Here is a 21,925-nt window from a genome sequence, read left to right as displayed (position 1 = left end):
TCGAGGTCGAACGGGAACCACAACCACCAGCCACTCACCGCCGCCTCCGCTTCACCCGGGCCCGCTGACGACGCCTGTACTCCGACGAGAACGCCGACCGCTGGACCAGACCCAGCTCGGCCGCCGTGGCGCCGCACTCCCGCAGCACCCGCCGCGCGATCCGATCCGGCCCCGACCAGTACAAGCGCGCCAACTCCTCCCGCTCCACCCGCGCCAAGCGATCAGCCTCCGCCTGCACCCGGTCGTAAAAGACCTCCGCCTCCGACCACGACATCGGCACGGCGGCCGTGCCCAGAAACGCCACGTCCATCGCATGCTGATGGGCGCGCACCATGCCCACGCTGGCGAAGCGCTGCCACTGCCCCCACGACCAGTCGGCCGACTCCGGCGGAGGCGCCACCCACTCCAACTCCGGCGCGGGATCCGGCTGGTAGTCGAGCGTCGGCGGCAAGCCGTCACCCGACGCCGAATCCCATCCGTCCAGCATGCCGAGCAGGCCGTCGAACTGCGGCAGTCCGTGGTCCTCACTCATCCTCGTCCTCCCCGCACTCCAGCCATCCGGCGCGGAGCCCGTGCCGCATGACCCACGGGTCCCCGTTGGGCCACCAGCCGATTGCCCACTCGCCGTTGACCGCTACGACCGTGACGTACTGATTCAGATACGAGTCGCCGATCGGCCGATACTTCCCGCCAACCTCGAACCGCACTGGCTGCTCGGTCGCGCCGCCCCCGTGAACGCCCTGCTCATGCTTCAGTGCCAGCCCCGTCGCCTCCGCAAGATCAGTCGGGCGCCCCAGCCCGTACACCGGACCGGAAGGCTCCTCGCCCCGGCACCGGCCCGCGAACCACTCCCGACGAAGTGCTGCAGCAACAGACCGACATGCCGCACACTCCAACGTCAGGACTGGCAGGCCGTACTCGGTGTCAGAATCCAGCTCGTAGCGCGCCCAGTCGATCGCGCTCACCGTTGCTCACCCCGGCCGAGGAGTCGCCAGAGGTCGGCTGGGCAGACGTAACCCGGCCACCTCCTGTCCTGGAACAGGTGAACCCCAGCGTCTTGGTAGATCTGGTCAACGAGGGCTGAGCAGATCTCGTGCTTCGTGCTGGCGACGTACCTGCGGAGCCAGGGAATCGGCAGCCGGAAGCGGTGTGCGGCGATCGCTGCGTAATCGAGGAAGCTGTAGGGGACGCGCACGTAGTTCGTGGCCGCGGCGCAGATCGCCGTCCGCTGCTCGTCCGTCAGCCCGGCCGGCGCCACGTACAGGACCTCGCGGCCCGCGTACTCGTCCAGGCCGGTGACCCGCGCGCCGCCCGGCTCGGCCTCGATCAGTGTCTCGTCGCTGAGGACGATGAACGCGTGCTCGTATGGGCAATCACCGTCGAGGAGAAGGGCCTGGCCGACCCGGATCCCCAGGCCGACCGCGCCAGCGATGCTCGTCAGGCCTATCGAGCCAGGCAGCGGTGAAGACTCAATCATCTCCACACCCCCGACGCGATCGCTACCAAGCAGCCCACGATCACCCCGTTGACCAGGACCACGACCGCCGCCGCGCCACCCGTCAACGGCTTCCGACTCTTCCCGACGTTCGCAACCGACCCCAGCGACCCGTAGGCCATGATCCCGGCCAGCACCCAACAGAACCAGTGCACTTCAGCTCTCCTCATCGTTTGGCACGGCCTTCCACCAGCGTTCTGGCCCGTCGAGGTGCCAGTCGTCGCCCGGGTGCGGTTCGCGGATGCACTGCAGCCGCAACTCGTCGTCACCGCCGCGGGCCTGGCAGCAGTCGCCGTTCATCGCCCGCCCCCGGTGGTGATCAGCGCGATCGTCCCCTGCAACCAGGTCAACGCCACCGACTCCGCCGCGGTCGGTGACCAGCCCCGCTGCTCCATGTCCGCGCGAATCCCGTCCGCAGCATCGAAGACCGGGGCGAGCTGCTGCTGCATCGCCAGCAGCGAGTTGGCAAGTTCGTGCCGCATCCGGTCCAGTTCCTCGGCCGGCGGCATCGGAAAGCTCGATTGGCTCATGCTGCCGCTCCGATCTGGTCGGCCTGTCCGGCCCGAATGAAGGCCTCGCGTTCCCAGAGCGTTCCGCACAGCGGGCACCGCCTCGGTTCGAGGTCGACGCCGACCCGAACCAGCCCCGGGCAGTCGAATCCGGCTACGTACGGTGCCACGCAGCGCGAGGCGATCAGCCGTGGCGGCGGATCCGCATTCACGGCCCGCTTCAACGCGCTGACCATCGGGCCGAGGTCCTCGTTCAGCCGCGCCACGTCAGGGAGCAGCGGTTCGCCGTCGAGGTAGCGGGGGTTCTTGTGCGCGGCGCACGCCCACCACAGGTGGTCCCGCAGAAACTTGAGGACTCTCGGCATGGCCACGACCGGCCGCCCATAGTTCTTGATCAGGCGGTAGCCGGCCGCGCGCCGCCAGTCGTCCTCCACCTCGATCAGCTTGCCGAGCGGGGTGTCGTCACCGGGCCCGGTCAGGGTGATCACCTGCGCGTTCCCGGGAATGCCAGCGTGCACGCTCGTACTGCGTCCGATGGCGCGGTCGCCGACGGGTCGATGGGCGGAGTCCGGGAGCTTGACCCAGAGTTGGCCGACCACGTTGAGGTGCTCGAAGATGCGGCGCTCGCAGATGGCGCAGGCGAGGCGGCCGTAGTCGGCGCCGTGCAGCTCGCGCGGGCAACAGGAACAGCGGGGTATGTCGATCGGAAGGTCGTCGTCGGCGTCGAACATGCGCAACTCCTGTGATCGGAGTACCGTCGGTGTCGACGAGCCGTGGTGAGCTGGTCAGCGGGTTGGCGGGTCGAGCGGGGCGCCCTGACGGGGGCGTCCCGCTTCGTCGTGTCAGGCGGCCAGGAACTCGCGGACCGCGTCCCAGAATTCAGGGGTCCGGCGGGCGGCCTGGTCAGGTGTGAGGCCGAGGAGTTCGGCAAGCTCGTCATCAGAGAACGGCATGAGGGTCTCCGGGCGGTGCGAGGGGTACGCTAGGAGCATCCACACCAGCGGTACCTCGTGAAGCGCCAGCCCTGCCGGGGGTTGGCGCTTTCGCATTGCGCTCATTGTGCACCAAGCCGCCGTGAAAGCGGCGTTAGCCATTCCACTCAGCGATATCTGGCAGGTCCACGGCCAAGCGGGCCACCGCGACGCGCTTCCTGCCGATGACCTTCTTGACGACCACCACGTGCACGCCCGGCGGCAGTTGAGGGCCCGCCGCTGCCGCGTCATCAGCGTCGAAGTCGCAGTCGAGCGGCAGCTCCAGCCACCGCTCGTCCTCGCACCAGTCGTCAGTCACGGCGCTGCTGATCTTCGTTCAGGCGGGCGGTGATGGCCGCCCACTCGTGTTCCTCGTCAGCGGTCAACGGCGGCCCCTGCCGCTCCGCCACCTCAGCGCGGACGGCATCGCGCTCCACAGCCCACAGGAACAGGCACACCACGCCGACACTGATCAAGGTCAGCAGGGCCAGCATCGGGCCGCTCATCGGCGTCATGACACGCCGCCCAAGAGCGCGTGGGCCACCGCGAGGGCGGCCATGTTGTCCTGACGTGCCACCCACGCCGCCCCCGCAGCCGGATCGTCCCGGAAGACCTCGGCGGCGGCAACAACAGCCGCCTCATGGCTCTTTGCCTCACGCTTCAGCCAATCAACGAGCGCGAGCCCGACACCCGGGTGCATCGCCGCAATGTACTCGGCCGCGCCGCCCCACATCGCCACGGCGACAGGAACGTCCTCATCGGGAACCGTGATGCGGCCCTGCATCCCGTCGGCCGGCGCGAGCCACGGTCGCCGGATCCGTTCGGGCATGCCGTCGGGGTGGAGCAACCACTGCAGGCGTTCGGCTGCGGTGCGCAGGGTCTCGGCGGGGGTCTGGTCGGTCACGACTGCTCCTGGCTGGTCTGGTGGATCTGGACGGCGTGGTGCAGGTCACGGGCACTCAGCAGGCGGCGGATCCGGGCGATAGCGTTCCGCACGACACGCTCCTCGACGCCGAGCTGATGGGCGATGTCACGGGGGCTGTGGCCGCGGGCGGCGAGGCCCAGGATCTGGGTCTCGAAGGGGGTGAGAGGACTGGGCACGGTGGCTCCTTCGGAGGAGGGCCGCCGCCAGAAGCAGCGGCCCGGCAAGGGTGGTGGGTCAGCTGGTGGTGGGCAGGTCGACGTCGACCGTGTAGGCGATCACCACGGCGTCGTCGGTCACGGTGACCGTCAGCGCGTCGTCCGACAGCGCCGCATCGACGGCCAGACCACGCGCCCGCTTCAGGCTGCGCTCCGCCGCGACGATGGCTTTGCACACCTCGGCGTAGGCGACGGGCACGGGGACGAGGTACTCGATGTGGCGGACGGTGCGCTCTTGGTGGGTGTACGTGGCCATGGCTGCTCCTCAGCAGGGGATGGTGTCGTCGGCGTCGGGCCTGGGCGGCGGCTCGCCGGTCACTCGGCGGCCCAGGCAGCAACCGCCGCGGCAACGTCAGGGTTCTGCCATTCGCGGTCCGGCTGTGCGGGCGGCTCCTCGCAGGCGAGGACCGCGCGCACCGCAGCGACCACGTCGGCCGGCTCGGCCCACAGCGATAGCGGCAGGTACTGCGGGATGTCGTTGCTGCCGTCGACGTGCCGCTCGGCCCACTGCCAGCCGGTCGTCAGCGCCCAGTACACGCCGAGGCCGTACGGCAGCAGCGCCGCGTTCACGGCCTCGTTGGTGCCGCCCCAGGCGAGAACGGCGGATAGGGTGCCGACGCCTTCGTCGTCGTACTCGTCGGCTTCGCTGGTCCAGCCGTCGTCGCAGCCGATGCCGGCGGCGGTGAGGGCCTTGTCGATGACGGTGATGTACGGGTCGTGGGGTAGGTCGGCCACGGTGGTGTGCTCCTCGGAGTGTGGTGGGGCCGCCGGCCAGCGGGCGTCAGTTGGGGTGGCGAGCAGGCCGCTCGTGGCAACCAGCAAGCCGGGGATCGCCTTGTGGCCGTCGGGGAGCGCCTCGGCCGCTTGCCGGGTCGACTCGGCGGCCTCGGTGAGGACCTGGTCGCGGTAGGCGTCGAGCAGGGTGGTGGCCGTCGTGGGGCTGTAGATCGCGCGGATGTACTGCTCCAGTGGGGTGGGCTGCTTCGGCATCAGGACTCCCGGGCGGTGTTGAGGATCTTGCTGTGGTCGACCGGATCACCGGCGGTCAGCGGCCCCCATTCGCCCAGCACCTCGCTGATCAGCGAAGGGTCGTTCGAGTAGTCGCCGTTGCAGAGCAGCAGTAGTTCGCCGGTCATGCCGTTGGCGAGCGAGTGCGGCATCCACGGCACGCCCTCGCAGTCGATCAGCCAGTGTCCGGTGTTGTAGGTGGTTCCGTTCCACGTGATGACGGCGTACTGGCAGGTGTTCGCGTGGAAAGTCGCGGCGAAGCAGTCGCAGGACCGGGCGGCGTCCAACTCGGCGCGGGCCTGGTCGCGTTCGGCGCGCAGCCGGTCCACCTCCGCGAGCAGCGCGGGCACGTCGTCGGCAGAGGCGTGGGCGGGGCAGCAGGCGAAGCCGTTCATGTGACTGTGGCTGGTCAGGTAGGCGCTACGGCGGGCGCGGATGGCGGCGTACTGCTCGTCGGACAACGGGGGAGGGATGGCTGGCACGGTCAGTACCCCAGCTCTCGGTAGACACGGTCGTGGGTCCGGTTCAGGCAGACGGGCCCACACGTCGGGCACGAACACGTGCAGCGGCTACTGATTCCGCCGACGTAGGCACACGACTCGGTGTGGCCGCCGTTCGGCGGAAACGCGTCGTGCTCGTCGGCGGGGTGCTCGTCGTGCTGCCACCAACCGCCGGTCGGGCAGTCGATGAAGGCAATGGGCTGCTGGCAGGTCGCGCAGGCGGTACGGGTGTCGGGCACGGCGGGCTCCTCAGGTGGTGGGGTGGTTGCAGGCGTTACAGCGGGCTCGCCCGTCCGGCGTGAGCCCGCCATGCAAGGCCTGATCGTGGCCGCGGCGGCACGTAGGGCGACGAGGTCGGGCGCCGAGTACAAGGCGCAGCGCCGCACGATCACGCTCCCTGCGGGCGAAGTCGTCGATGTGCGTTGGTTCGACGCAACCACGGTGGTCGCAGCCGGCCTGAACGCGACCGACCGGCTCAACACCGTTGGCGATCACGAAGGCGAGACGCTGCGCCGTGAACCGGGCCTGGCGGTGGGTCAGGACCGCAACGCCGCGTGAGTCGCGGGCACCGATCCAGGCGAGATGCCCGCCAGGCAGGGCGGTGGTGCGGGCATGGAACGCGGCGATCAGCTCGTCCGGAAGGGCCCGAACGGTCTCGGCGGGTGCGGTGGTCATCACGGGCTCCTCACGTGTCAGCAGGGGTGGGGTGGCCGCCGGAACAGCGGCCACCAGGCGGGTCAGTTGGCGTCAGCGTCCTGCTCGCCGGTGCCGTCGCAGTCGGGGCATTCGCCGGTGCACAGGCACTCGCTGCAGGCGTACGAGTCCGCGTCGACGCAGTTGGCGCACTCGCCGGTTCCGGCGCAGCCGTCACAGTCGTCGGCGGTCATGCCGCGCTCTCGGACTTGGCGGTTGCGGCGGCGATCCCCTCGCAGGTGGCGCGGTCGGCCTCGGCCCGGGCGATCAGACGGGCGTTGTTCGCGATGAGCAGGTGAAACCCGATCACGGCCTGCTCCTCAACCGGGCTCACCGGCGCGCTCTCCTCGCGCCGCTTCTCGACGCTGTAGCAGCGGGCGCACAGAAGCGGCTGCTTCTCCCTCGCGCACCACTCACACGGCACCGGGATGACGTGGAAGTCGTGGTCGGGCTCGTACAGGAACAGCGGACGGGTCTGCTTGCAGTGGTCACAGCGGGCCTCAACAGGCTGGTCGGTCACGGCGTCTCCTTCGTGGTCGGGTTGGTGCGGGCGGCACGACGGGCCGTCACGCCGGTCTCGGAGTACTGCGGGGCCGGCTCGTCCCACGGCTGCCAGTCCACGGGCGGCCTCCGGTACGGCGGCCGTGCGGGCACCCAGCAGTCCCTGCACGCGGACGGATCGATGGGCATTCGGGGCTCCTTGGGAGGGCAGGCCCGGCGGAGACAACCGTCGAGCGGGGGTCTCCGGGGTGGTGTGCGGGCGGGTACGGGATCAGGCGGGCCGGCGGTACAGCGGGATGCCGTCGGCCTGCAAGACCCGCGTGAACAGCTCGTCCAGGTCCAGCGAAGCGTCCGCCGCCAGCTCCTCCGCCGGGCGCGTCCAATCCGCCATGTCGGCGACATACTCGGCGCACGTGAACACGGCCTGCTTGGTGTAGAAGGCGCCGAACGTCAGCCCGGTGTGGTGGCTGATCCGCCAGTGCGCTTCCTCGCCGGGCTTGCGGTGATGCTCGGGGATCTCGTGGGCGAGCAGGCCCGGCGTGCTGGTGGGGTAGGACTCCCAGACCTCGGTGACACCGGTCTTGAGCGGGACGGGAAGCTGTACGGGATCGTGCATCGTGGTCTCCTCGCGGATGGTGCGGGACGGTGGTCGGCTGGGCGTCTCGTGGGGTGCCCGTCCCGCACGGGCACCCGGGCGGCCGTCAGGCGGCGGAGTGACAGCCCGGCTCGCCGCAGTCGCAGTACCGCGGGTGGCGCGGGCGGTAGCCACCGACGTGGACGAACGAGCCGTCCATGCGGGCGGTGGCCCGCTCGCCGGTGGGCCGGTACTCGACCTCGATGGTCGCGTCGGGGTTGCGGCGAGACGCCGAACGGGCCCGGACACGGGCAAGCAGTCGGTTGATGGCGAGCTGCTGCGGGGCGCCGTTGACGAGAACGAGGTAGCGGGGCGGCCGGTAGCCGCTGCTCATGGTGGCCGCGATCTCGATGGCGGTCGGGGTGCGGCCGATCAGGGCCAGGTCGGCAGTGAGGAGCTCGACGCAGTTGGTGTTGGCGGGGGCGATCATTGTGGGCTCCTCTTGGGCGGGTGGTCTGGGTGGCGGTCAGAAGTTCGGGTTGTTCCACGGGCAGCGCGGCGTGTGCGTGGGGATTCGGTCGCCGACTGCGGGCGCATCGCACTGCGGGCAGCCGGGCAGGGCGGCATCAGCTGGCCGGTACTGCTCGACCAGATCGGGGAGCCATGACGGCCAGAGCTCCGGCTGTCCCAAGTACTCGGGGGCTACGAACAGGTCCTCGGTGGTGGTGCAGTAGCGGATCGCGGTGACCTTGCCGTCGACGTAGGTGATGCGCACGCCGGTGACGGCGAAGGACTCTTCGCCGCCGTATGGGGCCTCGGCGGTGACGGGCGCGGCGCCGGTGATGGCCAGTTCGACCTTATGGGTGCTGCTCCGGGCGATGACGCTGCTGGTGATCACGGCGGTCTCCGATGTGAGGGTGGCGCGCGGGCTGGCGGGCTGGGTGGCGGCGAACTACGCGGCGAGGGCGAGGCGGGCGAACAGCTCGGCTGCGGCCTTGTTGGTCTTCGGCCGGTAGGTGAGCAGCGCGGCGGTGATCTGCTCGGCGGTGAAGGTCTTCGCGGGGACGGTGAGGACGACGAGCCGGCCGGTGGACTTCGAGTGGCGGAGCTTCAGCTCGTTCACGGTGCCGACGCCGGCCCCGGCGGTCTTGGAGAACGCGGAGGCGAAGCGGGCGGCGGTCGCGGTGTCGAGGCCGCGCTGGATCAGCGAGGCCTTGGCGGTGAGCGGGGCGCCGTTGCGCAGGGCCTTGGTGGTCTGGCGCTGGTTGTGGGTGCGGGCCTTGACGATCTGTCGGGCGGTGCGGGTGGTGGCGAGCATCGTTGACTCCTTGGGGAGTTGGGCTGCTTGCTGCCGCCCTGATGTCTCCAGTATGAGCCCAACGCGTTGGCCAAGCAATAGGCCAACATGTTGGGCTTCATGATTCTTTCTGAGCCCAACGCCATGGCCTACCCGTTGGCCACCACTACGTGAGACCATCGCCCCATGACCACCTACGAACCCGACACCAAAACCGCCCAGCTCTTCACCCGCTACAAGCGCGCCGTCGAAACCGAACGCGACCTCAAACCCCAAGTTCGCGACGCAGCCGAGACCGCCATCCGCGCCGGCGCCAGCAACCAAGAACTCGCCGCATTCACCGGCCTCACCGCCGAGTACTTCCGCAAGATCGCCATCGCCATTGGCGCCGACAATCGTCGTCGCGCACCCACCGTCGGCCCCGAAGCCGCAGCACTCCGAGCAGCCAAGACCGAAGCACTCCCCGCCGAACCCGTCGCCAACCCCCGCCGCACCAAAGCCGCCGAGGACTGACCCGCCCCGCCCCCGCCCAGCCACACGGCCACCGCCGTGGGGCACATCGTGCTGCCCGCCATCGCCCGCGCAGGAACACCTACGAACGTCCACGCCGCAGCCGCTCACCACTGCGCCCCGAGATCCTCCACCGGAGCATCAGCCGCAGCCGCACGAGCAGCCAGGTCAGCCAGCCCCAGGCGCAGCAGATAGGCCTCCCGCGGCGTCAGCACGTGCCGCTCCGTGCGATCCACGAGAGCCACGAGCTGCTCCCTGGTCGGCAGCCCCTCGGGCCCGCTCACCGCGCACCGCCGCGAAAGCTGGCCTCCAGCCGGGCCGCGATCAACCTCGCGTCGTCCGGAGTCGACCGCAGCTTCGAGCCCGCCACCCGGGGCCGCAAATGCGGCTCCTGCCAGCGCAACTCCCGATCCACCTCCACCGCCAGGCCAGCCAACTGGCGCACCGTCACCGGCAGGTCCAGCTCGTCCGCCCACCGGGCCAGCACCTGGCAGATCACCTCCTCGCGGGCCGTCACGACGCCACCGCCCCGCCGCGCAGCACCGACACCGCGACCTCCGGCGCCGGCCAGGACCACAGCGTCCCGAACGGCATCGGCCGGGCCACCAGGCCAACGGTCGCAGGGTCTGCGCAGCGTCTGTCGACGCCGTGCGCGCCGACACGGTGCCGGTCGGCCGCGGACTCGCCGCTGAACGTCTCGTGGCACGACGGGCAGTGTGACCGCCCGAGGCCCGACCACCAGCCCCCGCACGCGCCGTGCACGATGGCGTTCGCCGGGAGCCCAGACTGGGTGTAACGCATAGATGCCTCATTTCGCTGAGTTCAAAATTGCTGGACGGCCTCACAGGCCGAGAGCAGAGCGAGCGACGTTCGAGCCGTCAGCGGCCCTGTGAGCCGTTCGGGGCGGACCGCGCGCCCGGAGCGCTATTGGACGGCCCGCCGACGGCCCGCGTTGTGCCACGGCCCGTCGGCGCCACCACCAGCCACCCGTCCTCCCGCAGAGCCCTGACGATCAGCCGCCCGTACGCGGCCCGCTCCGCAGCCGGGTGATCGTCGAGCACGCCCTGGATCAGAGCCGCCACCGCGTCCGGGACGGTGCTGGCCTTGCGGGTCATGACCGTTTCCGCGGCCTGCGTCCCGTCACGACCCTGGCCTCTGGCGGGGTTCATGCCGCTTCCCGCCGCCGGTCGACGCCCTTGAGGACGATCCGCTGGCACATCTCGGAGAGCCGGCTGAAGACGCGCTCGCCGAGGGCCGCGGCCAGTTCCTTGGGGGCGAGGTTCGAGGTGATCACGGTGGGCAGCTCGTGTTCGTACCGGTGGTTGACGAGCCGGTAGTTGATCTCTTCGGTCCACTCGGTCGTTTTCGCTGCGCCGAGATCGTCGATGAGCAGCAGGCGGGCATCGGCGAATTTGCGGAACTCGGCCTCGGAGTCGACGTTGTGCCGCGGGCGCAGGAGGGCGTACAGGTCGGCGGCGGGGGTGGCGCGCCATGCGGAGCGGATTCCGGCGCAGGCGATGTGCCGCAGGGTGCCGTAGGCCTCGTGGGTCTTGCCGACGCCGGTTATGCCGAGGAGGAGCAGCGACGGGCCGTGCTGGACGTACGGGCGCAGGGCATGGGTCTTGCTCTGGTTGGCGCGGGCGCCGGCGATGAGCTGGTCGGCCCAGGCGACGATCGTCGGGTCGGTGGCGACGGCGGTCCGGTAGTGGTGCGGCATGCGGTTCTCGGTGTCGGTGATCGCTTCGAGGGTTTCGCCGGCTTCGCCGTACGGGTCGTGGGTGGCGTCGGCGAGGAGCTGCTGCGGGGTGTGGCCGTGGTTGGCGAGGATCTCGGGGAGCCGGTTCGCGGTCAGGTCGGGCGGTTTGTTCATGTCAGTTCCACTCGTCGTAGGCGGACTGGTCGACGGGGTTGCTGTAGGGCTGGTAGCCACCGGTGCCGGTGCGGCCGAGGGGGCCTTCCTGCTGGCGCTGGGCTTGGAGGCGTAGCCGCTCGTACTGCTTGCGGAGGGAGGGCATCGACAGGATGTTGGTGCGCCAGAACTCGTCCTTCTGGCACCAGTCGATGGCGGCGAGGAGTTGGTCGAGGGTTCGTCCGTCGCGGTCGAGCATGAGGCGGGCTGCGTCGCGCCAGCGCTTGTTGATGACGGGCCTGCGACTGCCGTTGGCTTCGATGCGGTCGGCGAGGGTTTGGCATGCCCGCTCGACGTCGACTCGGGTTGGCTGAGTGTCGGCAGCCTCTGGCTGCGGACGTTCTCCTACCTCTTCGTTAGAAGAGGTAGTTGGGGACGGGTCGGGTCGGGTCGGGGTGGCATCTACAGGGGGGTCTACAGACGCGTCTACAGACGGTGGTGTAGACGCGTCTACATGGGCGTCTCCATCGTCGTCCGGTTCGCGGCCTGCACCGTCTGTGAACTGGCCGTTTACCCGTCGTCCCTCTCGCCAGCGCCGCTGTCTTTCGGTCTTGGCTGCACGCTCGGCATCGACGGAATTACGCGAGGGATTGAAAGCCAAGTACTGGTGAATCAGATACGAGTTGGCATCGAGTTGGGGGCACGACTCGCATCCGTGGCCCTTCTCGTGCCACATGCCGGCGTCTATAAGAGCGCGGATCATGCGGGGTGTTCCGTACATGCGGGCCACTGCTTTGGGCACGATGCCGTCGCTCGTCTGCTGTGCGGCCCAGGACCCGCAGCGGACGTAGAGGCCGATCGCGGGGGTGCCGGCCGCGAACACTTTGGGGTGGCAGTGGAACCCGTCGTCGATCTTGAACCAGGGCATCGGTGCTTCTTTCGGACAGTGCGGGCGGGGGCGTGAGGGCGCCGGGGTGGGCCCGGCCGGACTACTCCGCCGGCCGAGCACTATTGGCATGCGCAGATCAGAAAGGGGGCTCGCCTGGGGCCGCACCCGACGCGCCCCACCCCTGGGCGGCCGGCTGCCCGCTGCCACCCCAGCCGCCCTGCGGTGCGCCGCCCTGGCTCCACGGGTCCTGCTGCGGCGCCTGGCGCTGCTGCCCCTGCTGTCCGCCGGACTGGCCGCGTTGGGCCTTCGTGATGACCGCGGTGGCCCGGCGCAGGGAGACGGCGACATCGTCGGCCTCGATTTCGAACGACTGCCGCTTCTGGCCGTCCTTCTCGTACTCGCGCATCCTGAGCCGGCCCTGGACTATCAGGGCGGTTCCTTTCGCGATCGAGGCGGCGATGTTCTCTGCCAGCTCCCGCCAGGCGTTGACGCGGAGGAAGAGGGTCTCGCCGTCTTCCCAGGCGTTCGTCTGCTTGTTGAAGGTGCGCGGGGTGGAGGCGATGCGGAAGTTGGCTACCGCAGCGCCAGAGGGCGTGAACCTCAACTGCGCGTCCTCGACTGCATTGCCGCACACGGTGATCATGGTCTCGTTGGCCATCAGGCTGCTGTCCTTCGGTGTTGGCGCGGGCTGCGGGCGGGGGTGTCGTCGGCTGCGAGGCCGAGCATCTGGAGGAACTGGAGGCGTTCGGTGTCGTCGGTGATGCAGCGCCTGAGGGTGGCCCGGGCTCTGAACTGCTCGTCCGGGGTGTTGGCGGTGACGCCGAGGGGGTAGCTTTCGGGCCGGTCGACGGGGTCGCACAGGGGCGGCCGGTTCGGGGCGGTCATGCTGCGGCCTTCTTTCTGGTGGTCTGACGGTGGAGGTTGTGCCGCTCGGCGGGGGTGAGGCCGGCTCGGATGCCGTGGCGTCCTTCGGCGGCGATGCCGCCTTCCTGCCGCATGGCGTCGTCCAGGCAGAACTGCCGGACGGGGCAGGCGGCGCAGATGGCTTTGGCCTTGGCGAGGGTCTTGTAGCCGTCGGTCTTGCCGGTGCCGTCGGCGAACCACAGTTCGGGGTCGTAGTAGCGGCAGTAGGCGCGCTTGTGCCAGGCGGGGGCGGAGGCGTCGTAGAGGAACCGGACCGGCTTGCTCATCGCCCTGCCCCCGTTCCGTCGAGCTTCCAGATGCGGATGACGGCGCCGGGCTTGGGCAGGGCGTCCGGGTGCGGGGTGGTGGGGAAGACCTTGGCCACGGTAAGGAATGCGACCTGGCCGTCGTCGTGCCAGACGGCCGCCTCGGTGAGTGCGTCGAGCTCGGCGCGGGCGTGGTGGTCGATATCCGTCGTGGTGTTGTTGTCGGGCCACACGTCGCCGCGCTTCGCCGAGGCCATGGACTGCTCGACGGTGACGGTGAGGGAGAGCCCGAGGGGACCGCCGAGGAGGCCGTGGCGCTTCCGTTCCCGGCCGCAGGCGTGGCACTTGGCGGCGTCCTTGCCCGCAGTGAACTTGTGGCTGCTGGCGCCGTGCCGGGGCTTGGCGATGCCGCAGGTGACGCAGTTCTTGGCGTTGGGTGGCGGCAGGTAGACGTGGGTTTCGGCAGCCGCGGTGGCGGCTTCGACGATGGTGCGCCGCCAGGGCTTGAGCGTGGCGTGGTTGGTGTGGATGGCGGGCCGTCCCTTGCCGAGGAAGGAGATCTGACCTTGGCCGGCGGGGGTGCCGTGGACGGTGATCAGCAGGTGGGGCCGGGTGCTGATGGGCGGTTCGAGGAGGCTGGTCACGGGGGGCTCCAGATGATGGCGAGTGTGGTGAGGGTGGCGCCGACGACGCCGAGGAGGATCACGGCGTCTACGGCGGGGTGGTGGAGCAGGAGGTGGGTCACGCGGCTCGGCCGGGCTGCCTGGGGATGAGCGGGCGCAAGCCGTCCATGCCCCAGACCGGGGAGAGGGTCATCTCGCGGATGGCCTTCGGGTCGGCCGCTTCGGTGCGCCAGGCCGCGAGTTCAGCCTGTTCGCCGAGGAGCTCTTGAAGGTCGGCCTGAAGCTGCTTGATGTCGGCCGCCAGGAGATTGGCGACCGCGGCGGTGGTGTCCCGCTCCCGGCTGATCTTGGCGTTCTCGGCGGCGAGGAGCAGGGCGAGGAGGATCCACAGGTCCCGCTCGTTGGTGAGGACGGGGATGCGGTCGACGGCGCGGCGCCGGCCAGGGCCACGCCACCAGGCGGTGATGCTCACAGCAGGTCTCCCGGGTTGGTGTGGTGGCCGCAGTCTGTGCAGGTGCGGCAGACGCTGGAGTGGATGACGTGCGCGGTCTGGCGGTCGCAGTGCGGGCACGGGTGGAAGGCCTGCAGGACGCCGAACGGAGCGCCGGCCAGCGGGCGTTGACCGCGGCGGCCCAGGAGCATCGCGGCGGCACTGAGCGCGGCAGCCACCTGGCCGGTCAGACCAAGCGCGGCTCTCATGACGCGGCCTGCAAGCGTGTGGCGGGTCCGGCGGCCCAGTCCGCGGCCTCGTTGGCCCGCTGCAGCAGGGCCCGCTCGTCCTCGAGCGCCAGGAGCTGCGCGGTCCTCGCCGCCAGTCGCTTCTGCAGGTCGGCGATCTGTGAAGCGGCGTCGTCACCGATGGGCCGGGCGAGTCCGAGTGCCCGGTCGGGGCCCTCAACCCTGTCGAGCCGCTCAGTCAGGCCGGTGTTGGCGTCCTGGAGTTCTCTGTTGACGGTTCGGAGTTCGCTGATCTCGCGCCGGTAACGGGCGCACGCCCGCAGAACGCGAAGGAGACGACGCTGGCCGGAGGCCGCCAGCTCTACCCAGTCCTGGATGAGCTGCTCCAGCTTGGCGATCTCCCACTTCGCGGCACGGTCGGCCTGGACGCGGTCCCGTGCGAGCTGCTTGCCGATCGCCTCCCAGTCCGGGTCGCTGGGGCCGACGGTGCTCTGCTCGTTCTTGGCGCGTTCGGCGTCCAGCTCCTGGCGCAGGTAGCTGGCGAGGGCTTCAAGCTCGGCTATGCGGATCTTCGATCTGAACATGGTTCCTGCTCCTGGGGGTTGGCGACGTCAGCGGGCAGGTGTCCGGCGGCGATCGCGAGGGTGACTGCGTGGGTGGCGTTGGCGGCGCCGAGGGTGGTCATCGCGTCGCGGAGATGGGCGCGGGCCGTTGCGACGGGGAGGCCGTGCCGCTTGGCGATCTGCGGGAAATCCGCGCCGCGGGCGAGCAGGGACAGAACCTGCACCTGCTCGCCCGCGAGCTCGGGAGTTACGGCGGGAGGGCGACCCCGCCCGTCGCCACCGCCGGGCGGAAAGGACGCATGGGCCACGAGCCGTCGACCACAGCCTTCGGGTCACCGCCACGCTCCGCAGGAGCCGACCGGAACCACTCCTGCAGCGACGCGGCCTGCTCCCTGGCCCACACCACCTGCCGGTCGTGCAGCTCGTCCAGCGACAAGCCCGCGACGCTGCCGAACTGGGCGTACCGGTCAGACAGCACCCACGCTGGATAGCCGGACGGCCCGCGGTGCGCGATCTCACCGATCCACCACGCGACCCGCGCCGACACCATCGCGTCGAACTCGCAGCCGTGCGCCTCGTCGTCGTTCCAAGCGACCCTGAAGACCTGCGCCACCGTCTTCAGGACCCGGGCACCCTGCTCCGCCGAGACCCGCTTGCGTCGCGTCAGGACCTGCTGATCGAGTACCCGGGTGTCGATCACCGGCCGGATCGGGCGGCCACAGAAGCCCTCCAAGCCGCCCAGACCGTAGCGCCGGCACTCACGGTCGAGGAGCGTAAGGTCGTACGACACGTTGTGGCCGACGAGCGGCACCCCAGCCGTGACGATCTCGGCAACCTCGGTGGCGATCTCCTCGACGCCCTTCGCCGCATCCATACCCTCGGCGCGTGCCTGCTCGGTGCTGATGCCATGTACGGCAGTCGCACCGGCGGGAATCTCGACGCCCGGATTGAGCAGCCAAGTGCGGGGCGTGACCACCGCTCCGTTGATGCGGATCGCGGCGGCGGTGACGATCCTGTCCTCTTCGACGTTCACCCCCGTCGTCTCCAGGTCGAAGGCGCTGCGAGGACCCAGGTGCCAGCTCATCGCGCACCCGCCTTCAGTCGGTTGAGGAACGCCCGCAGCTGCGACGTCTCCGCCGAGCCCGGCATCGTGCCGCCGGAGAACTCGGCGAACTGCTCCTCGATCTGGTCGGTCGACCAGCCCCGCGCTCCGGCCGCCGCGACGATCTGGAACCACACATCGGTCGGGTCGTAGACGATTTCAGGCTCGATGATCTCCTCGGCCGGCTCGGCCTGAGGCGCCCGCCTCTGTGAGCTGACCGCCGCTGTACGCTTCTCATCGCCGACCGCGGCCAGCCTGGCCAGGTAGTCAGCAGGAGCGCCAGCATCCTTGGCCTCCGTGACGATCGCCTCGAACTCCTGCGGCGACTGAGCAGCCCTCGCCAGCACCAGGAAGTCCTTCGGCGGACCCACCGGAGCAGCCGGAGCCTCGATCGCAGCCCGCTCCGGGACAGCAGCCTTGCCGCCCTCGATCGCGATCTGCGGAACCTGGCCGGCCAACGCCTGCCGGGCTGTCATTCCCCGCACCTCAACCACGATCACCGGGAACTTCTTCGTCTCACCGTTCGCCACCCGCTGACGAGGCTCGATCCGCAGCGACACCGGCACCAGCGCCTTGCCGCCCGTCGCGGATAGCAGCATGTCGATCTGCCCGGCGATCTCATTCGCCGCGTAGTAGCCGTGCGTCTCCATGCGCCACACCCCAAGGTCAGGCAAATCCGGGAGCATGACGTTCAACCGCGTGGTGGGCGAGCAGACCGTGCCCTTCTTCCGCTCGAACCAGCCCTCACCGTGCTGAGCCAGGCACAGGCACGGCCGGTCCGACAACTGCTCGGTGACCCCATCACACCGCCTGGCGCAGCCGCCCTTGGACCACATCTCGTTGGCCTGCGACAGCGGGTCCCCTGGCGGCAGGATCGCGTCGATCGACTTGGCCTTCGTGACGACCCGCCACTGCTGGGAGCCAGAACCGAGCGGCTGCCACCTCTCGACCCTCCCGCCCCACAGTGAGGCGGCGGCCTCAAGATAGTGCGGGGCGTGCGAGGTGACGATCCACGTCTCCGACGTCGTCGGGTACTTGCCGTTGTACTCACCGGAACGGAGCCGGCCCAGCTCGCGGGCCTGGCGCTGCATGGTGAGGATGCGTCCAGCCATCAGGCGGCCCTCTTTTCGGATGCGACAGGAATGGTCAGGGGAGTGCCGACGACGGTCTTCGACAGCCCGGTGGCCCACTCGGCCGCCTGCTTCATGACGAGGAACGCCTCAAACACGTCGTCACCGCACAGGACGGGGACGACGCGGTAGCCCTCGGGCCGCAGGTGCAGCACGATCCCCGTGGAGTGGACCGCCGGCATGGGGATCTGGGTCCCGTCCCGCAGCCAGCAGACCGTTGCCCGGCGGTACGCGGCCATCTGCAGGCCGGCCTCCGCATAGACGCCCTTGACGTCCAACTCGCCGCCGGTCTTCGTGTCGCCCTCGAACAGGGTGTCCGGCCGAACACCGAGGAGACTGGCAACGATCCGGGACCGGTAGAGATAGTCGAGCGTCCCGGCGTAGCCGTCCTCGTAGTTCCCGACGACCATCTCGGACGCCTCGAACTCGATCTCCCATTCGCGGATGAACGCCGAGAAGTTGTCGACGTACGGGGCGAGTTCCTGATCGTTCAGCAGGTCCGCGGGGATGGGCGTACCGAGGATGTGAGCCTCGATGAGCCGGTGAACGGCCGTGCCGACATCCGCGCGCTCGTCCTTGCGCCGGATGTGCGCCTTCCGGAGCCAGTCGTACGACTCCTCGCGATCAGCTCGGGTGCGTGAACTGGCGACGAGCTGCGGCAGGTTGTCGATGGCGGTCTGGGCGGTGAAGTTCGCCGACCAGAACACGAGCGGCTCCTTGGAGCAGCCTTGGCTGAGGATGGTGGTGACGCGGCGGAGCTTGGTTCCGGTGATCGGGTCGCGGTACCAGCCCTGCGAGGGCCGGGGGATCCGCTCCTCACCGGCAGGGGCGGCCTTCGCGGGGCGCCGGCGGCCGGCCGGGGCCTTCGCTCCGGCCTCGGTGGTCACGGTCACGCCGCGCTCCGATCCTGCTGGTTCGGAAGGACGGGCCCGACAGCGGTCAGCAGCCGCTCCGCCAGGCCCCGCGCCGCAGTCGCGCCGAGAGACTGGGTGGCGCCGCCGAGACGGTCGACCAGCGTGCGGAGCAGCTCGTCGCGCTCCGGGCCGGACGCGGCGTCGATCTCCGCGAGCTCACCGGCCAGACCCTCGGAGTCCTCGGCGCTCTCGGCGGCCAGCGCGGCGATCAGCGCGGAGAAGAGAGCCAAGGTGCTCACCTCGACGCCCAAGCCCGTTCGACGGACCGTGATCGGATACGGAGCAGGGACCACACTCGCTGCGGGCAGGAGCAGACCGGCCTCGTCGAGCAGCTCGACCATCTCGGCCGACGTACCGGCGGCACTGCCGAGGAGCATCTCGGCACGCCGCTTGACCCACTCAGGTGTGCGCATCAGGCCGCGCTCCTCAACTCGCCGGTGACATTAGGGTTGTGCTGGCCCGGGGTCCGGCCACAGCCACACGGGCACAGGAGCCGGGTCGTGCAGCACGGGGTGACGAGCCGCGCCTGCAGGTGGCGAAAGAGGTCCTCGTTGCCGCCGATCAGGGCGAGCAGGGCCTCGTCGCGCAGCTGCTCGAACTCGTCCACGGTCCTCGGGTGGCGGATCACGCAGTGACACGCCGTCGGATCCGGGGCCAGCGCAGCGAACCGGCGGCGAGGCCGACGGTGCAGCAGATGGAGCGTCATGACGTAGCCTCCGCCGCGTGAAGCTCATCCAAGGCCTTCTTGTAGCCGGCCTCGATGTCCTCGTCCCACTCGCAGGGGGCGCCGTGGTCGTCCATCCAGTCGGACATGAGCGCCATCTCGGCGTCCGAGCAGCCGTAGCGCTGGGCAGCCTTGTGGATCTGGGCCGCGGTCATGCCGCCACCTCCGACGTGCCAGAAGTGAGCCCGTACGGCCAGCCGTCGCGGACCACCGGCAGGTCCGGCAGAACCTCGTCCTCGGCGGTGACGACCTTGTACACGGCGGTGGGGGTGACGAGCATCCAGTCCAGCCCGCCAAGGCCGAACCGCTGGCCGTCCTCCCGGACCTCGCTGCGGCTGCCAACCGACAGGCCGCGGTGCGTACGGCTCGCCAGGTACTGCTCGTTCAGGTCGTACAAGGTGCCGACGGTCACCGTCGGCCGGTGATCGGTAAGCTGGCTCATGGCCTGCTCCTCTTCGTGATGGTTGGTGGGGTGGGCCTGGGTCGTCCGGGTCGCAACCGGGCGGCCCGCTTTGTTTCTCAGGCGGCGCTCTTGCCGCCCTGCAGACCCCTGTTGATACGTCGGGCCTGTGCGGATCGGAGCGCGAGGCGCGTGTAGTAGGCCTTCTTCGCGTGTTCGGCGCGGCGGGTTCGTTCCTCGTCCGACAGCTGGTTGTCGGGGTCGACCTCGCGCTCGAAGCGGGTCAGCTGCGCGGCGCGGGCCTTGGCGGTGCGGCTGGCAGGGTCGGGGGTGTTGGCCCAGCTGACGTGGGCGGCGAGCTTGGCGCGGAGGGTGCGCTCAGTGGGGTCCATTTGGCATATGCCCTTTGGCTAGAAGTCCTCGTCCGTGGACGGGGACTGCGGCTGGTCGAATATGGCGCCGGCGTGGACGCCGAGGGCCTCGCTGATGAGGTGCGCTTTGGTTTCGTCCAGTAGCGGGCGTTCGCCGGTGAGTAGCGCGGAGACCTTGCTCCTGCTGAGCCCTACCTCGCGTGCAAGATCTCTGACGTGCAGTGATCTGCCGCCGGGGGCGCGGGCCATGAGGCGTCTCATGAGCTCGCAGTCGGCTATGCGCCAGCGGGGAGGTGGCACGAGTGTCTCCGAATCTTTGTCCGCGTCCGTGGACAAGGACAAGTAGAGCACAGCGCTCGACCTCTGTCCACGTTTGCGGACACCTTAAGTTTCGGTCATGTCCACCGCAGGTCTGTCGCCGGCCGTCCATGTCCGTGGACAATGAGAGCTGGGCGTGCCTGTAGGTTGTCCGCTGACCTTGGCGTTAGCTAGATACGTGACTGCCACGATGTGGACGCGCGAGAGGTGTATCTGATGACAGGGCGACGCGATGCGCTCACTGAGCTGGTATGCGAACAGGTTGGCCCGGGTCGTACGTACAGCGTCAGAACCTTCGCTGAGCGGGCGGTGGATCCGGCCACCGGCTACTCGCCAGGCAAGTCGCTGATCGGCAAGATCATCAAAAGGCTTTCGTACACCGTGAGCCCGGAACTCGTCAGCGCCTTGGCGGTCGGCCTGGGGAAGCCGCGCGAACTCGTTGCCCAGGCTGCCGCCGAGCAGTTCATCGGGATCACGATCTCTGGCTACGACACCGACGGTGTGTCAGTCAGGGTTGCGCACGAGGGCTCCGCGCGCCCCCAAACTGCGCCCCGAACGCAGGAGTTTATTGACTCGGTGCTGGGTAGGGGCGAAGGTTCTGATACCTGACGTGATCTGCATCACGATGCGGAAACGATCACTCCGGTATCAGTGCGCAGGCGCTCAAACCCCTCCACATGGCGGGTGGACGCGCGTACGCTGATCAGCGCCTCGTGCATATCGCACGCGCGTTCGATGCCTCCTGCCTGGCGCCACGCGCGGGGACAAGGGGGTCACGTGCAGGACACGACCGACGTTCATCTCCACTACATCCCGCTCGACGAACAAACCCACGCCGCCCTCGTCGAGACCCCCGAAACCATCGACGTGGCCCTCGACAGCGACGACCCGGCCGCGGCGGTCCAAGCACTCCAGGCACTCCTGCAGGAACGCTTCAGCTCGGGCGCATGGATGCGCCGGCCCTCCACAGAATCGTAGGGGGCCGGCGCAGGGCGGCCGACTACCCGTTCAGTCGGTCGCCCGGACTGAGATCGCGGTGCTCTTGGCGGGCGCGCTCCACCGCCGCCGACGCCCCGTAACGCCCCAGCATCTCCCGGGACCTCCACCCAGTGATCCGCATCAGCGCATCCTCGTTGCCCCCGTTCAGCTTCCACTGGTGGGCAAAAGTGTGCCGAAACTGGTGAGGATGGATGTGCGGGACCCCGCACGCTGCGGCCCTGCGCTCGACCATTGCGCCCACGCCCGAGATCGTGAAGGGCCGCCTCGACTTGATGCCGATCCACAGAGGATCGCTGCCCTCCGGGTCCAGGGGCCGCTTGATGTGCTTGGCGTAGGCCCGCAGGTAGCGGTCGATGGCTTGGGCAGCCTGGCGGCCGAAGGGAACGGCGCGCTGCCTGTCGCCCTTGCCGAGGACGTGGAAGACCATCAGGTCCAGGTCGATGTGCTTGACCTGTCGTTCGGTCAGCTCGGACAGGCGCACCCCGGTGTCGATGAACAGCATCAGGATCGCCATGTCGCGACGGGACTCGAAGTCGCGCCCCGAGCAGGACTTCAGCAGCTTCCTCAGGGCGTCGTCCGGGATGACCGGCACTTCAGTCTCGCCAACCTCCGGCGGCTTCATGTTGCGCATCGGGGATCGGTTGATCTCCTCCTCCTCGACCAGCCAGTTGAAGAAGGTCTTGAGGCTGCGGAACTGCTGGTTCGCGGACGCTTTGAGGCCGGCGGTGAGCATGGCAGTGATGTAGGGCTCGATGTGGTCGCGGTCGATGTCCCCCACGTCCTTGGGGGTGGGCTGGGCGCCCTGCTCGGGGACGTAGCTGGGGAGGTAGCGGGCGAAGCCGCGCGCGGATCGCTCGTACACCTTGACGGTTCCGGCGGCCTTGTTGGCGGCTCGAAGCGAGCGCAGCCAGGACTCGATGAGGGGGGTGAGGATGTCGGCGGCAGGCTCGGACGGCTGGGCGGCGGGGGAGGTCTGTGCCATGGATCCACGCTAGGGC

At 69.5% G+C, this 21,925-nt stretch carries 45 protein-coding genes and 1 pseudogene; 4 read left to right on the top strand and 42 right to left on the bottom strand.

The features are described 5' to 3' along the window. Positions 1-34 precede the first annotated feature (34 nt). From OG294_RS13900 to OG294_RS13845, 12 genes are all read right to left on the bottom strand, one after another. The gene (locus tag OG294_RS13900) at positions 35-532 is read right to left on the bottom strand and encodes a hypothetical protein (RefSeq protein ID WP_327066803.1); all 498 of its coding nucleotides are present in this window, start codon (positions 530-532) and stop codon (positions 35-37) included. Next, the gene (locus OG294_RS13895; RefSeq protein ID WP_327066802.1) at positions 525-965 is read right to left on the bottom strand and encodes a hypothetical protein; all 441 of its coding nucleotides are present in this window, start codon (positions 963-965) and stop codon (positions 525-527) included. The genes OG294_RS13900 and OG294_RS13895 overlap by 8 nt, the downstream gene beginning before the upstream one ends. Beyond that, positions 962-1,477, bottom strand: coding sequence for a hypothetical protein (locus OG294_RS13890; protein WP_327071544.1), 516 nt, complete (start codon positions 1,475-1,477; stop codon positions 962-964). Before OG294_RS13890 ends, OG294_RS13895 begins: the two co-directional genes overlap by 4 nt. A 314-nt stretch (positions 1,478-1,791) precedes the next feature. Further along, positions 1,792-2,025 carry a hypothetical protein gene (locus OG294_RS13885; RefSeq protein ID WP_327066801.1) on the bottom strand — a complete coding sequence of 78 codons (234 nt, stop codon included), beginning with the start codon at positions 2,023-2,025 and terminating at the stop codon, positions 1,792-1,794. Further along, positions 2,022-2,735: a hypothetical protein gene (locus OG294_RS13880; protein WP_327066800.1), complete on the bottom strand. Its 714-nt coding sequence runs from the start codon at positions 2,733-2,735 to the stop codon at positions 2,022-2,024. Before OG294_RS13880 ends, OG294_RS13885 begins: the two co-directional genes overlap by 4 nt. 355 nt (positions 2,736-3,090) lie before the next feature. Further along, positions 3,091-3,294 carry a hypothetical protein gene (locus OG294_RS13875; RefSeq protein WP_327066799.1) on the bottom strand — a complete coding sequence of 68 codons (204 nt, stop codon included), beginning with the start codon at positions 3,292-3,294 and terminating at the stop codon, positions 3,091-3,093. Then, positions 3,287-3,469 carry a hypothetical protein gene (locus OG294_RS13870; protein ID WP_327066798.1) on the bottom strand — a complete coding sequence of 61 codons (183 nt, stop codon included), beginning with the start codon at positions 3,467-3,469 and terminating at the stop codon, positions 3,287-3,289. Before OG294_RS13870 ends, OG294_RS13875 begins: the two co-directional genes overlap by 8 nt. Positions 3,470-3,486: 17 nt before the next feature. Continuing rightward, complete coding sequence (locus OG294_RS13865) at positions 3,487-3,879, bottom strand: hypothetical protein (protein ID WP_327066797.1); 393 nt, start codon at positions 3,877-3,879, stop codon at positions 3,487-3,489. Next, complete coding sequence (locus OG294_RS13860; protein WP_327066796.1) at positions 3,876-4,076, bottom strand: helix-turn-helix domain-containing protein; 201 nt, start codon at positions 4,074-4,076, stop codon at positions 3,876-3,878. Before OG294_RS13860 ends, OG294_RS13865 begins: the two co-directional genes overlap by 4 nt. A gap of 58 nt (positions 4,077-4,134) precedes the next feature. Further along, positions 4,135-4,371, bottom strand: coding sequence for a hypothetical protein (locus tag OG294_RS13855; RefSeq protein WP_327066795.1), 237 nt, complete (start codon positions 4,369-4,371; stop codon positions 4,135-4,137). Positions 4,372-4,430: 59 nt separating this feature from the next. Further along, entirely contained in the window at positions 4,431-5,105 is a 675-nt protein-coding gene (locus OG294_RS13850; protein WP_327066794.1) for a hypothetical protein, read from the bottom strand. Then, positions 5,105-5,584, bottom strand: coding sequence for a hypothetical protein (locus tag OG294_RS13845; protein ID WP_327066793.1), 480 nt, complete (start codon positions 5,582-5,584; stop codon positions 5,105-5,107). Before OG294_RS13845 ends, OG294_RS13850 begins: the two co-directional genes overlap by 1 nt. A gap of 348 nt (positions 5,585-5,932) precedes the next feature. Between OG294_RS13845 and OG294_RS13840 the strand changes: the two genes are divergently transcribed. Next, entirely contained in the window at positions 5,933-6,181 is a 249-nt protein-coding gene (locus tag OG294_RS13840) for a hypothetical protein (RefSeq protein WP_327066792.1), read from the top strand. A gap of 179 nt (positions 6,182-6,360) precedes the next feature. On the opposite strand, the gene OG294_RS13835 is transcribed toward OG294_RS13840, so the two are convergent. From OG294_RS13835 to OG294_RS13810, 6 genes are all read right to left on the bottom strand, one after another. After that, on the bottom strand, positions 6,361-6,510 hold the full coding sequence (locus OG294_RS13835) for a hypothetical protein (RefSeq protein ID WP_327066791.1): 150 nt from the start codon (positions 6,508-6,510) through the stop codon (positions 6,361-6,363). Then, positions 6,507-6,836 (bottom strand): hypothetical protein, encoded by a 330-nt coding sequence (locus OG294_RS13830; RefSeq protein ID WP_327066790.1) that lies wholly within the window; start codon positions 6,834-6,836, stop codon positions 6,507-6,509. Before OG294_RS13830 ends, OG294_RS13835 begins: the two co-directional genes overlap by 4 nt. 252 nt (positions 6,837-7,088) lie before the next feature. Further along, positions 7,089-7,433, bottom strand: a complete 345-nt coding sequence (locus OG294_RS13825; protein ID WP_327066789.1) for a hypothetical protein — start codon at positions 7,431-7,433, stop codon at positions 7,089-7,091. A gap of 85 nt (positions 7,434-7,518) precedes the next feature. After that, the gene (locus OG294_RS13820; protein WP_327066788.1) at positions 7,519-7,881 is read right to left on the bottom strand and encodes a hypothetical protein; all 363 of its coding nucleotides are present in this window, start codon (positions 7,879-7,881) and stop codon (positions 7,519-7,521) included. A 36-nt stretch (positions 7,882-7,917) separates the two neighbouring features. Beyond that, on the bottom strand, positions 7,918-8,289 hold the full coding sequence (locus OG294_RS13815) for a hypothetical protein (RefSeq protein ID WP_327066787.1): 372 nt from the start codon (positions 8,287-8,289) through the stop codon (positions 7,918-7,920). A 54-nt stretch (positions 8,290-8,343) separates the two neighbouring features. Further along, positions 8,344-8,709: a hypothetical protein gene (locus tag OG294_RS13810; RefSeq protein ID WP_327066786.1), complete on the bottom strand. Its 366-nt coding sequence runs from the start codon at positions 8,707-8,709 to the stop codon at positions 8,344-8,346. 165 nt (positions 8,710-8,874) lie between these two features. On the opposite strand from OG294_RS13810, the gene OG294_RS13805 reads away from it, so the two are divergent. Further along, positions 8,875-9,201, top strand: coding sequence for a hypothetical protein (locus tag OG294_RS13805; RefSeq protein ID WP_327066785.1), 327 nt, complete (start codon positions 8,875-8,877; stop codon positions 9,199-9,201). 104 nt (positions 9,202-9,305) lie between these two features. Here the strand turns inward: OG294_RS13805 and OG294_RS13800 are convergent, their stop codons facing one another. The 23 genes and pseudogenes from OG294_RS13800 to OG294_RS13695 all read right to left on the bottom strand — a co-directional run bounded on the left by OG294_RS13800 (position 9,306) and on the right by OG294_RS13695 (position 19,961). After that, the gene (locus OG294_RS13800) at positions 9,306-9,443 is read right to left on the bottom strand and encodes a hypothetical protein (protein ID WP_327066784.1); all 138 of its coding nucleotides are present in this window, start codon (positions 9,441-9,443) and stop codon (positions 9,306-9,308) included. Positions 9,444-9,478: 35 nt separating this feature from the next. Further along, positions 9,479-9,715: a hypothetical protein gene (locus OG294_RS13795; protein WP_327066783.1), complete on the bottom strand. Its 237-nt coding sequence runs from the start codon at positions 9,713-9,715 to the stop codon at positions 9,479-9,481. A 107-nt stretch (positions 9,716-9,822) separates the two neighbouring features. Then, positions 9,823-9,999 (bottom strand): annotated as a pseudogene (locus OG294_RS41105) (FDXHR family putative zinc-binding protein); the annotation flags it as partial. Between the two features lie 77 nt (positions 10,000-10,076). Beyond that, positions 10,077-10,313: a hypothetical protein gene (locus tag OG294_RS13790; RefSeq protein WP_327066782.1), complete on the bottom strand. Its 237-nt coding sequence runs from the start codon at positions 10,311-10,313 to the stop codon at positions 10,077-10,079. A 50-nt stretch (positions 10,314-10,363) separates the two neighbouring features. Continuing rightward, entirely contained in the window at positions 10,364-11,068 is a 705-nt protein-coding gene (locus OG294_RS13785; protein ID WP_327066781.1) for an ATP-binding protein, read from the bottom strand. 1 nt (position 11,069) lies between these two features. Beyond that, on the bottom strand, positions 11,070-11,975 hold the full coding sequence (locus tag OG294_RS13780; protein WP_327066780.1) for a hypothetical protein: 906 nt from the start codon (positions 11,973-11,975) through the stop codon (positions 11,070-11,072). Between the two features lie 97 nt (positions 11,976-12,072). Continuing rightward, positions 12,073-12,594: a single-stranded DNA-binding protein gene (gene ssb / locus OG294_RS13775; protein ID WP_327066779.1), complete on the bottom strand. Its 522-nt coding sequence runs from the start codon at positions 12,592-12,594 to the stop codon at positions 12,073-12,075. Continuing rightward, a complete protein-coding gene (locus OG294_RS13770) occupies positions 12,594-12,821 on the bottom strand; it encodes a hypothetical protein (RefSeq protein WP_327066778.1) in 228 nt (75 codons plus the stop codon). The genes ssb and OG294_RS13770 overlap by 1 nt, the downstream gene beginning before the upstream one ends. Beyond that, the gene (locus OG294_RS13765) at positions 12,818-13,126 is read right to left on the bottom strand and encodes a WhiB family transcriptional regulator (RefSeq protein WP_327066777.1); all 309 of its coding nucleotides are present in this window, start codon (positions 13,124-13,126) and stop codon (positions 12,818-12,820) included. The genes OG294_RS13770 and OG294_RS13765 overlap by 4 nt, the downstream gene beginning before the upstream one ends. Continuing rightward, positions 13,123-13,749 carry a RusA family crossover junction endodeoxyribonuclease gene (locus OG294_RS13760; protein WP_327066776.1) on the bottom strand — a complete coding sequence of 209 codons (627 nt, stop codon included), beginning with the start codon at positions 13,747-13,749 and terminating at the stop codon, positions 13,123-13,125. The genes OG294_RS13765 and OG294_RS13760 overlap by 4 nt, the downstream gene beginning before the upstream one ends. Positions 13,750-13,846: 97 nt before the next feature. Further along, positions 13,847-14,200: a hypothetical protein gene (locus OG294_RS13755; protein WP_327066775.1), complete on the bottom strand. Its 354-nt coding sequence runs from the start codon at positions 14,198-14,200 to the stop codon at positions 13,847-13,849. After that, entirely contained in the window at positions 14,197-14,427 is a 231-nt protein-coding gene (locus OG294_RS13750) for a hypothetical protein (protein ID WP_327066774.1), read from the bottom strand. Before OG294_RS13750 ends, OG294_RS13755 begins: the two co-directional genes overlap by 4 nt. Continuing rightward, positions 14,424-14,990, bottom strand: a complete 567-nt coding sequence (locus tag OG294_RS13745; RefSeq protein ID WP_327066773.1) for a hypothetical protein — start codon at positions 14,988-14,990, stop codon at positions 14,424-14,426. The genes OG294_RS13750 and OG294_RS13745 overlap by 4 nt, the downstream gene beginning before the upstream one ends. Then, on the bottom strand, positions 14,966-15,193 hold the full coding sequence (locus tag OG294_RS13740) for a LuxR C-terminal-related transcriptional regulator (RefSeq protein WP_327066772.1): 228 nt from the start codon (positions 15,191-15,193) through the stop codon (positions 14,966-14,968). The genes OG294_RS13745 and OG294_RS13740 overlap by 25 nt, the downstream gene beginning before the upstream one ends. Positions 15,194-15,216: 23 nt before the next feature. Beyond that, positions 15,217-16,053: an exonuclease domain-containing protein gene (locus tag OG294_RS13735; protein ID WP_327066771.1), complete on the bottom strand. Its 837-nt coding sequence runs from the start codon at positions 16,051-16,053 to the stop codon at positions 15,217-15,219. Beyond that, the gene (locus tag OG294_RS13730; RefSeq protein WP_327066770.1) at positions 16,050-17,183 is read right to left on the bottom strand and encodes a recombination directionality factor; all 1,134 of its coding nucleotides are present in this window, start codon (positions 17,181-17,183) and stop codon (positions 16,050-16,052) included. Before OG294_RS13730 ends, OG294_RS13735 begins: the two co-directional genes overlap by 4 nt. Then, positions 17,183-18,094 carry a hypothetical protein gene (locus OG294_RS13725; protein ID WP_327066769.1) on the bottom strand — a complete coding sequence of 304 codons (912 nt, stop codon included), beginning with the start codon at positions 18,092-18,094 and terminating at the stop codon, positions 17,183-17,185. Before OG294_RS13725 ends, OG294_RS13730 begins: the two co-directional genes overlap by 1 nt. Beyond that, the gene (locus OG294_RS13720) at positions 18,091-18,528 is read right to left on the bottom strand and encodes a hypothetical protein (protein ID WP_327066768.1); all 438 of its coding nucleotides are present in this window, start codon (positions 18,526-18,528) and stop codon (positions 18,091-18,093) included. The genes OG294_RS13725 and OG294_RS13720 overlap by 4 nt, the downstream gene beginning before the upstream one ends. After that, positions 18,528-18,821: a hypothetical protein gene (locus OG294_RS13715; RefSeq protein WP_327066767.1), complete on the bottom strand. Its 294-nt coding sequence runs from the start codon at positions 18,819-18,821 to the stop codon at positions 18,528-18,530. The genes OG294_RS13720 and OG294_RS13715 overlap by 1 nt, the downstream gene beginning before the upstream one ends. Next, positions 18,818-18,994, bottom strand: a complete 177-nt coding sequence (locus OG294_RS13710; protein ID WP_327066766.1) for a hypothetical protein — start codon at positions 18,992-18,994, stop codon at positions 18,818-18,820. The genes OG294_RS13715 and OG294_RS13710 overlap by 4 nt, the downstream gene beginning before the upstream one ends. Continuing rightward, positions 18,991-19,281 carry a hypothetical protein gene (locus OG294_RS13705; protein ID WP_327066765.1) on the bottom strand — a complete coding sequence of 97 codons (291 nt, stop codon included), beginning with the start codon at positions 19,279-19,281 and terminating at the stop codon, positions 18,991-18,993. Before OG294_RS13705 ends, OG294_RS13710 begins: the two co-directional genes overlap by 4 nt. A gap of 77 nt (positions 19,282-19,358) precedes the next feature. Next, positions 19,359-19,631 (bottom strand): hypothetical protein, encoded by a 273-nt coding sequence (locus tag OG294_RS13700; protein WP_327066764.1) that lies wholly within the window; start codon positions 19,629-19,631, stop codon positions 19,359-19,361. A gap of 18 nt (positions 19,632-19,649) precedes the next feature. Beyond that, the gene (locus OG294_RS13695) at positions 19,650-19,961 is read right to left on the bottom strand and encodes a helix-turn-helix domain-containing protein (RefSeq protein WP_327066763.1); all 312 of its coding nucleotides are present in this window, start codon (positions 19,959-19,961) and stop codon (positions 19,650-19,652) included. A 183-nt stretch (positions 19,962-20,144) separates the two neighbouring features. Here OG294_RS13695 and OG294_RS13690 point away from each other — a divergent pair, with 183 nt between their 5' ends. Beyond that, on the top strand, positions 20,145-20,537 hold the full coding sequence (locus tag OG294_RS13690; protein WP_327066762.1) for a hypothetical protein: 393 nt from the start codon (positions 20,145-20,147) through the stop codon (positions 20,535-20,537). A 168-nt stretch (positions 20,538-20,705) separates the two neighbouring features. Beyond that, positions 20,706-20,906, top strand: coding sequence for a hypothetical protein (locus OG294_RS13685; protein WP_327066761.1), 201 nt, complete (start codon positions 20,706-20,708; stop codon positions 20,904-20,906). 22 nt (positions 20,907-20,928) lie between these two features. Here the strand turns inward: OG294_RS13685 and OG294_RS13680 are convergent, their stop codons facing one another. Beyond that, on the bottom strand, positions 20,929-21,909 hold the full coding sequence (locus tag OG294_RS13680) for a tyrosine-type recombinase/integrase (protein ID WP_327066760.1): 981 nt from the start codon (positions 21,907-21,909) through the stop codon (positions 20,929-20,931). Positions 21,910-21,925 lie beyond the last annotated feature (16 nt).

Origin of the sequence: Kitasatospora sp. NBC_01302 (genome assembly GCF_035976515.1) — a bacterium.
GTDB lineage: Bacteria > Actinomycetota > Actinomycetes > Streptomycetales > Streptomycetaceae > Kitasatospora.
The sequence above is the reverse complement of the archived record's forward strand: the minus strand, read 5'-3'. Positions and strand labels throughout refer to the sequence as shown.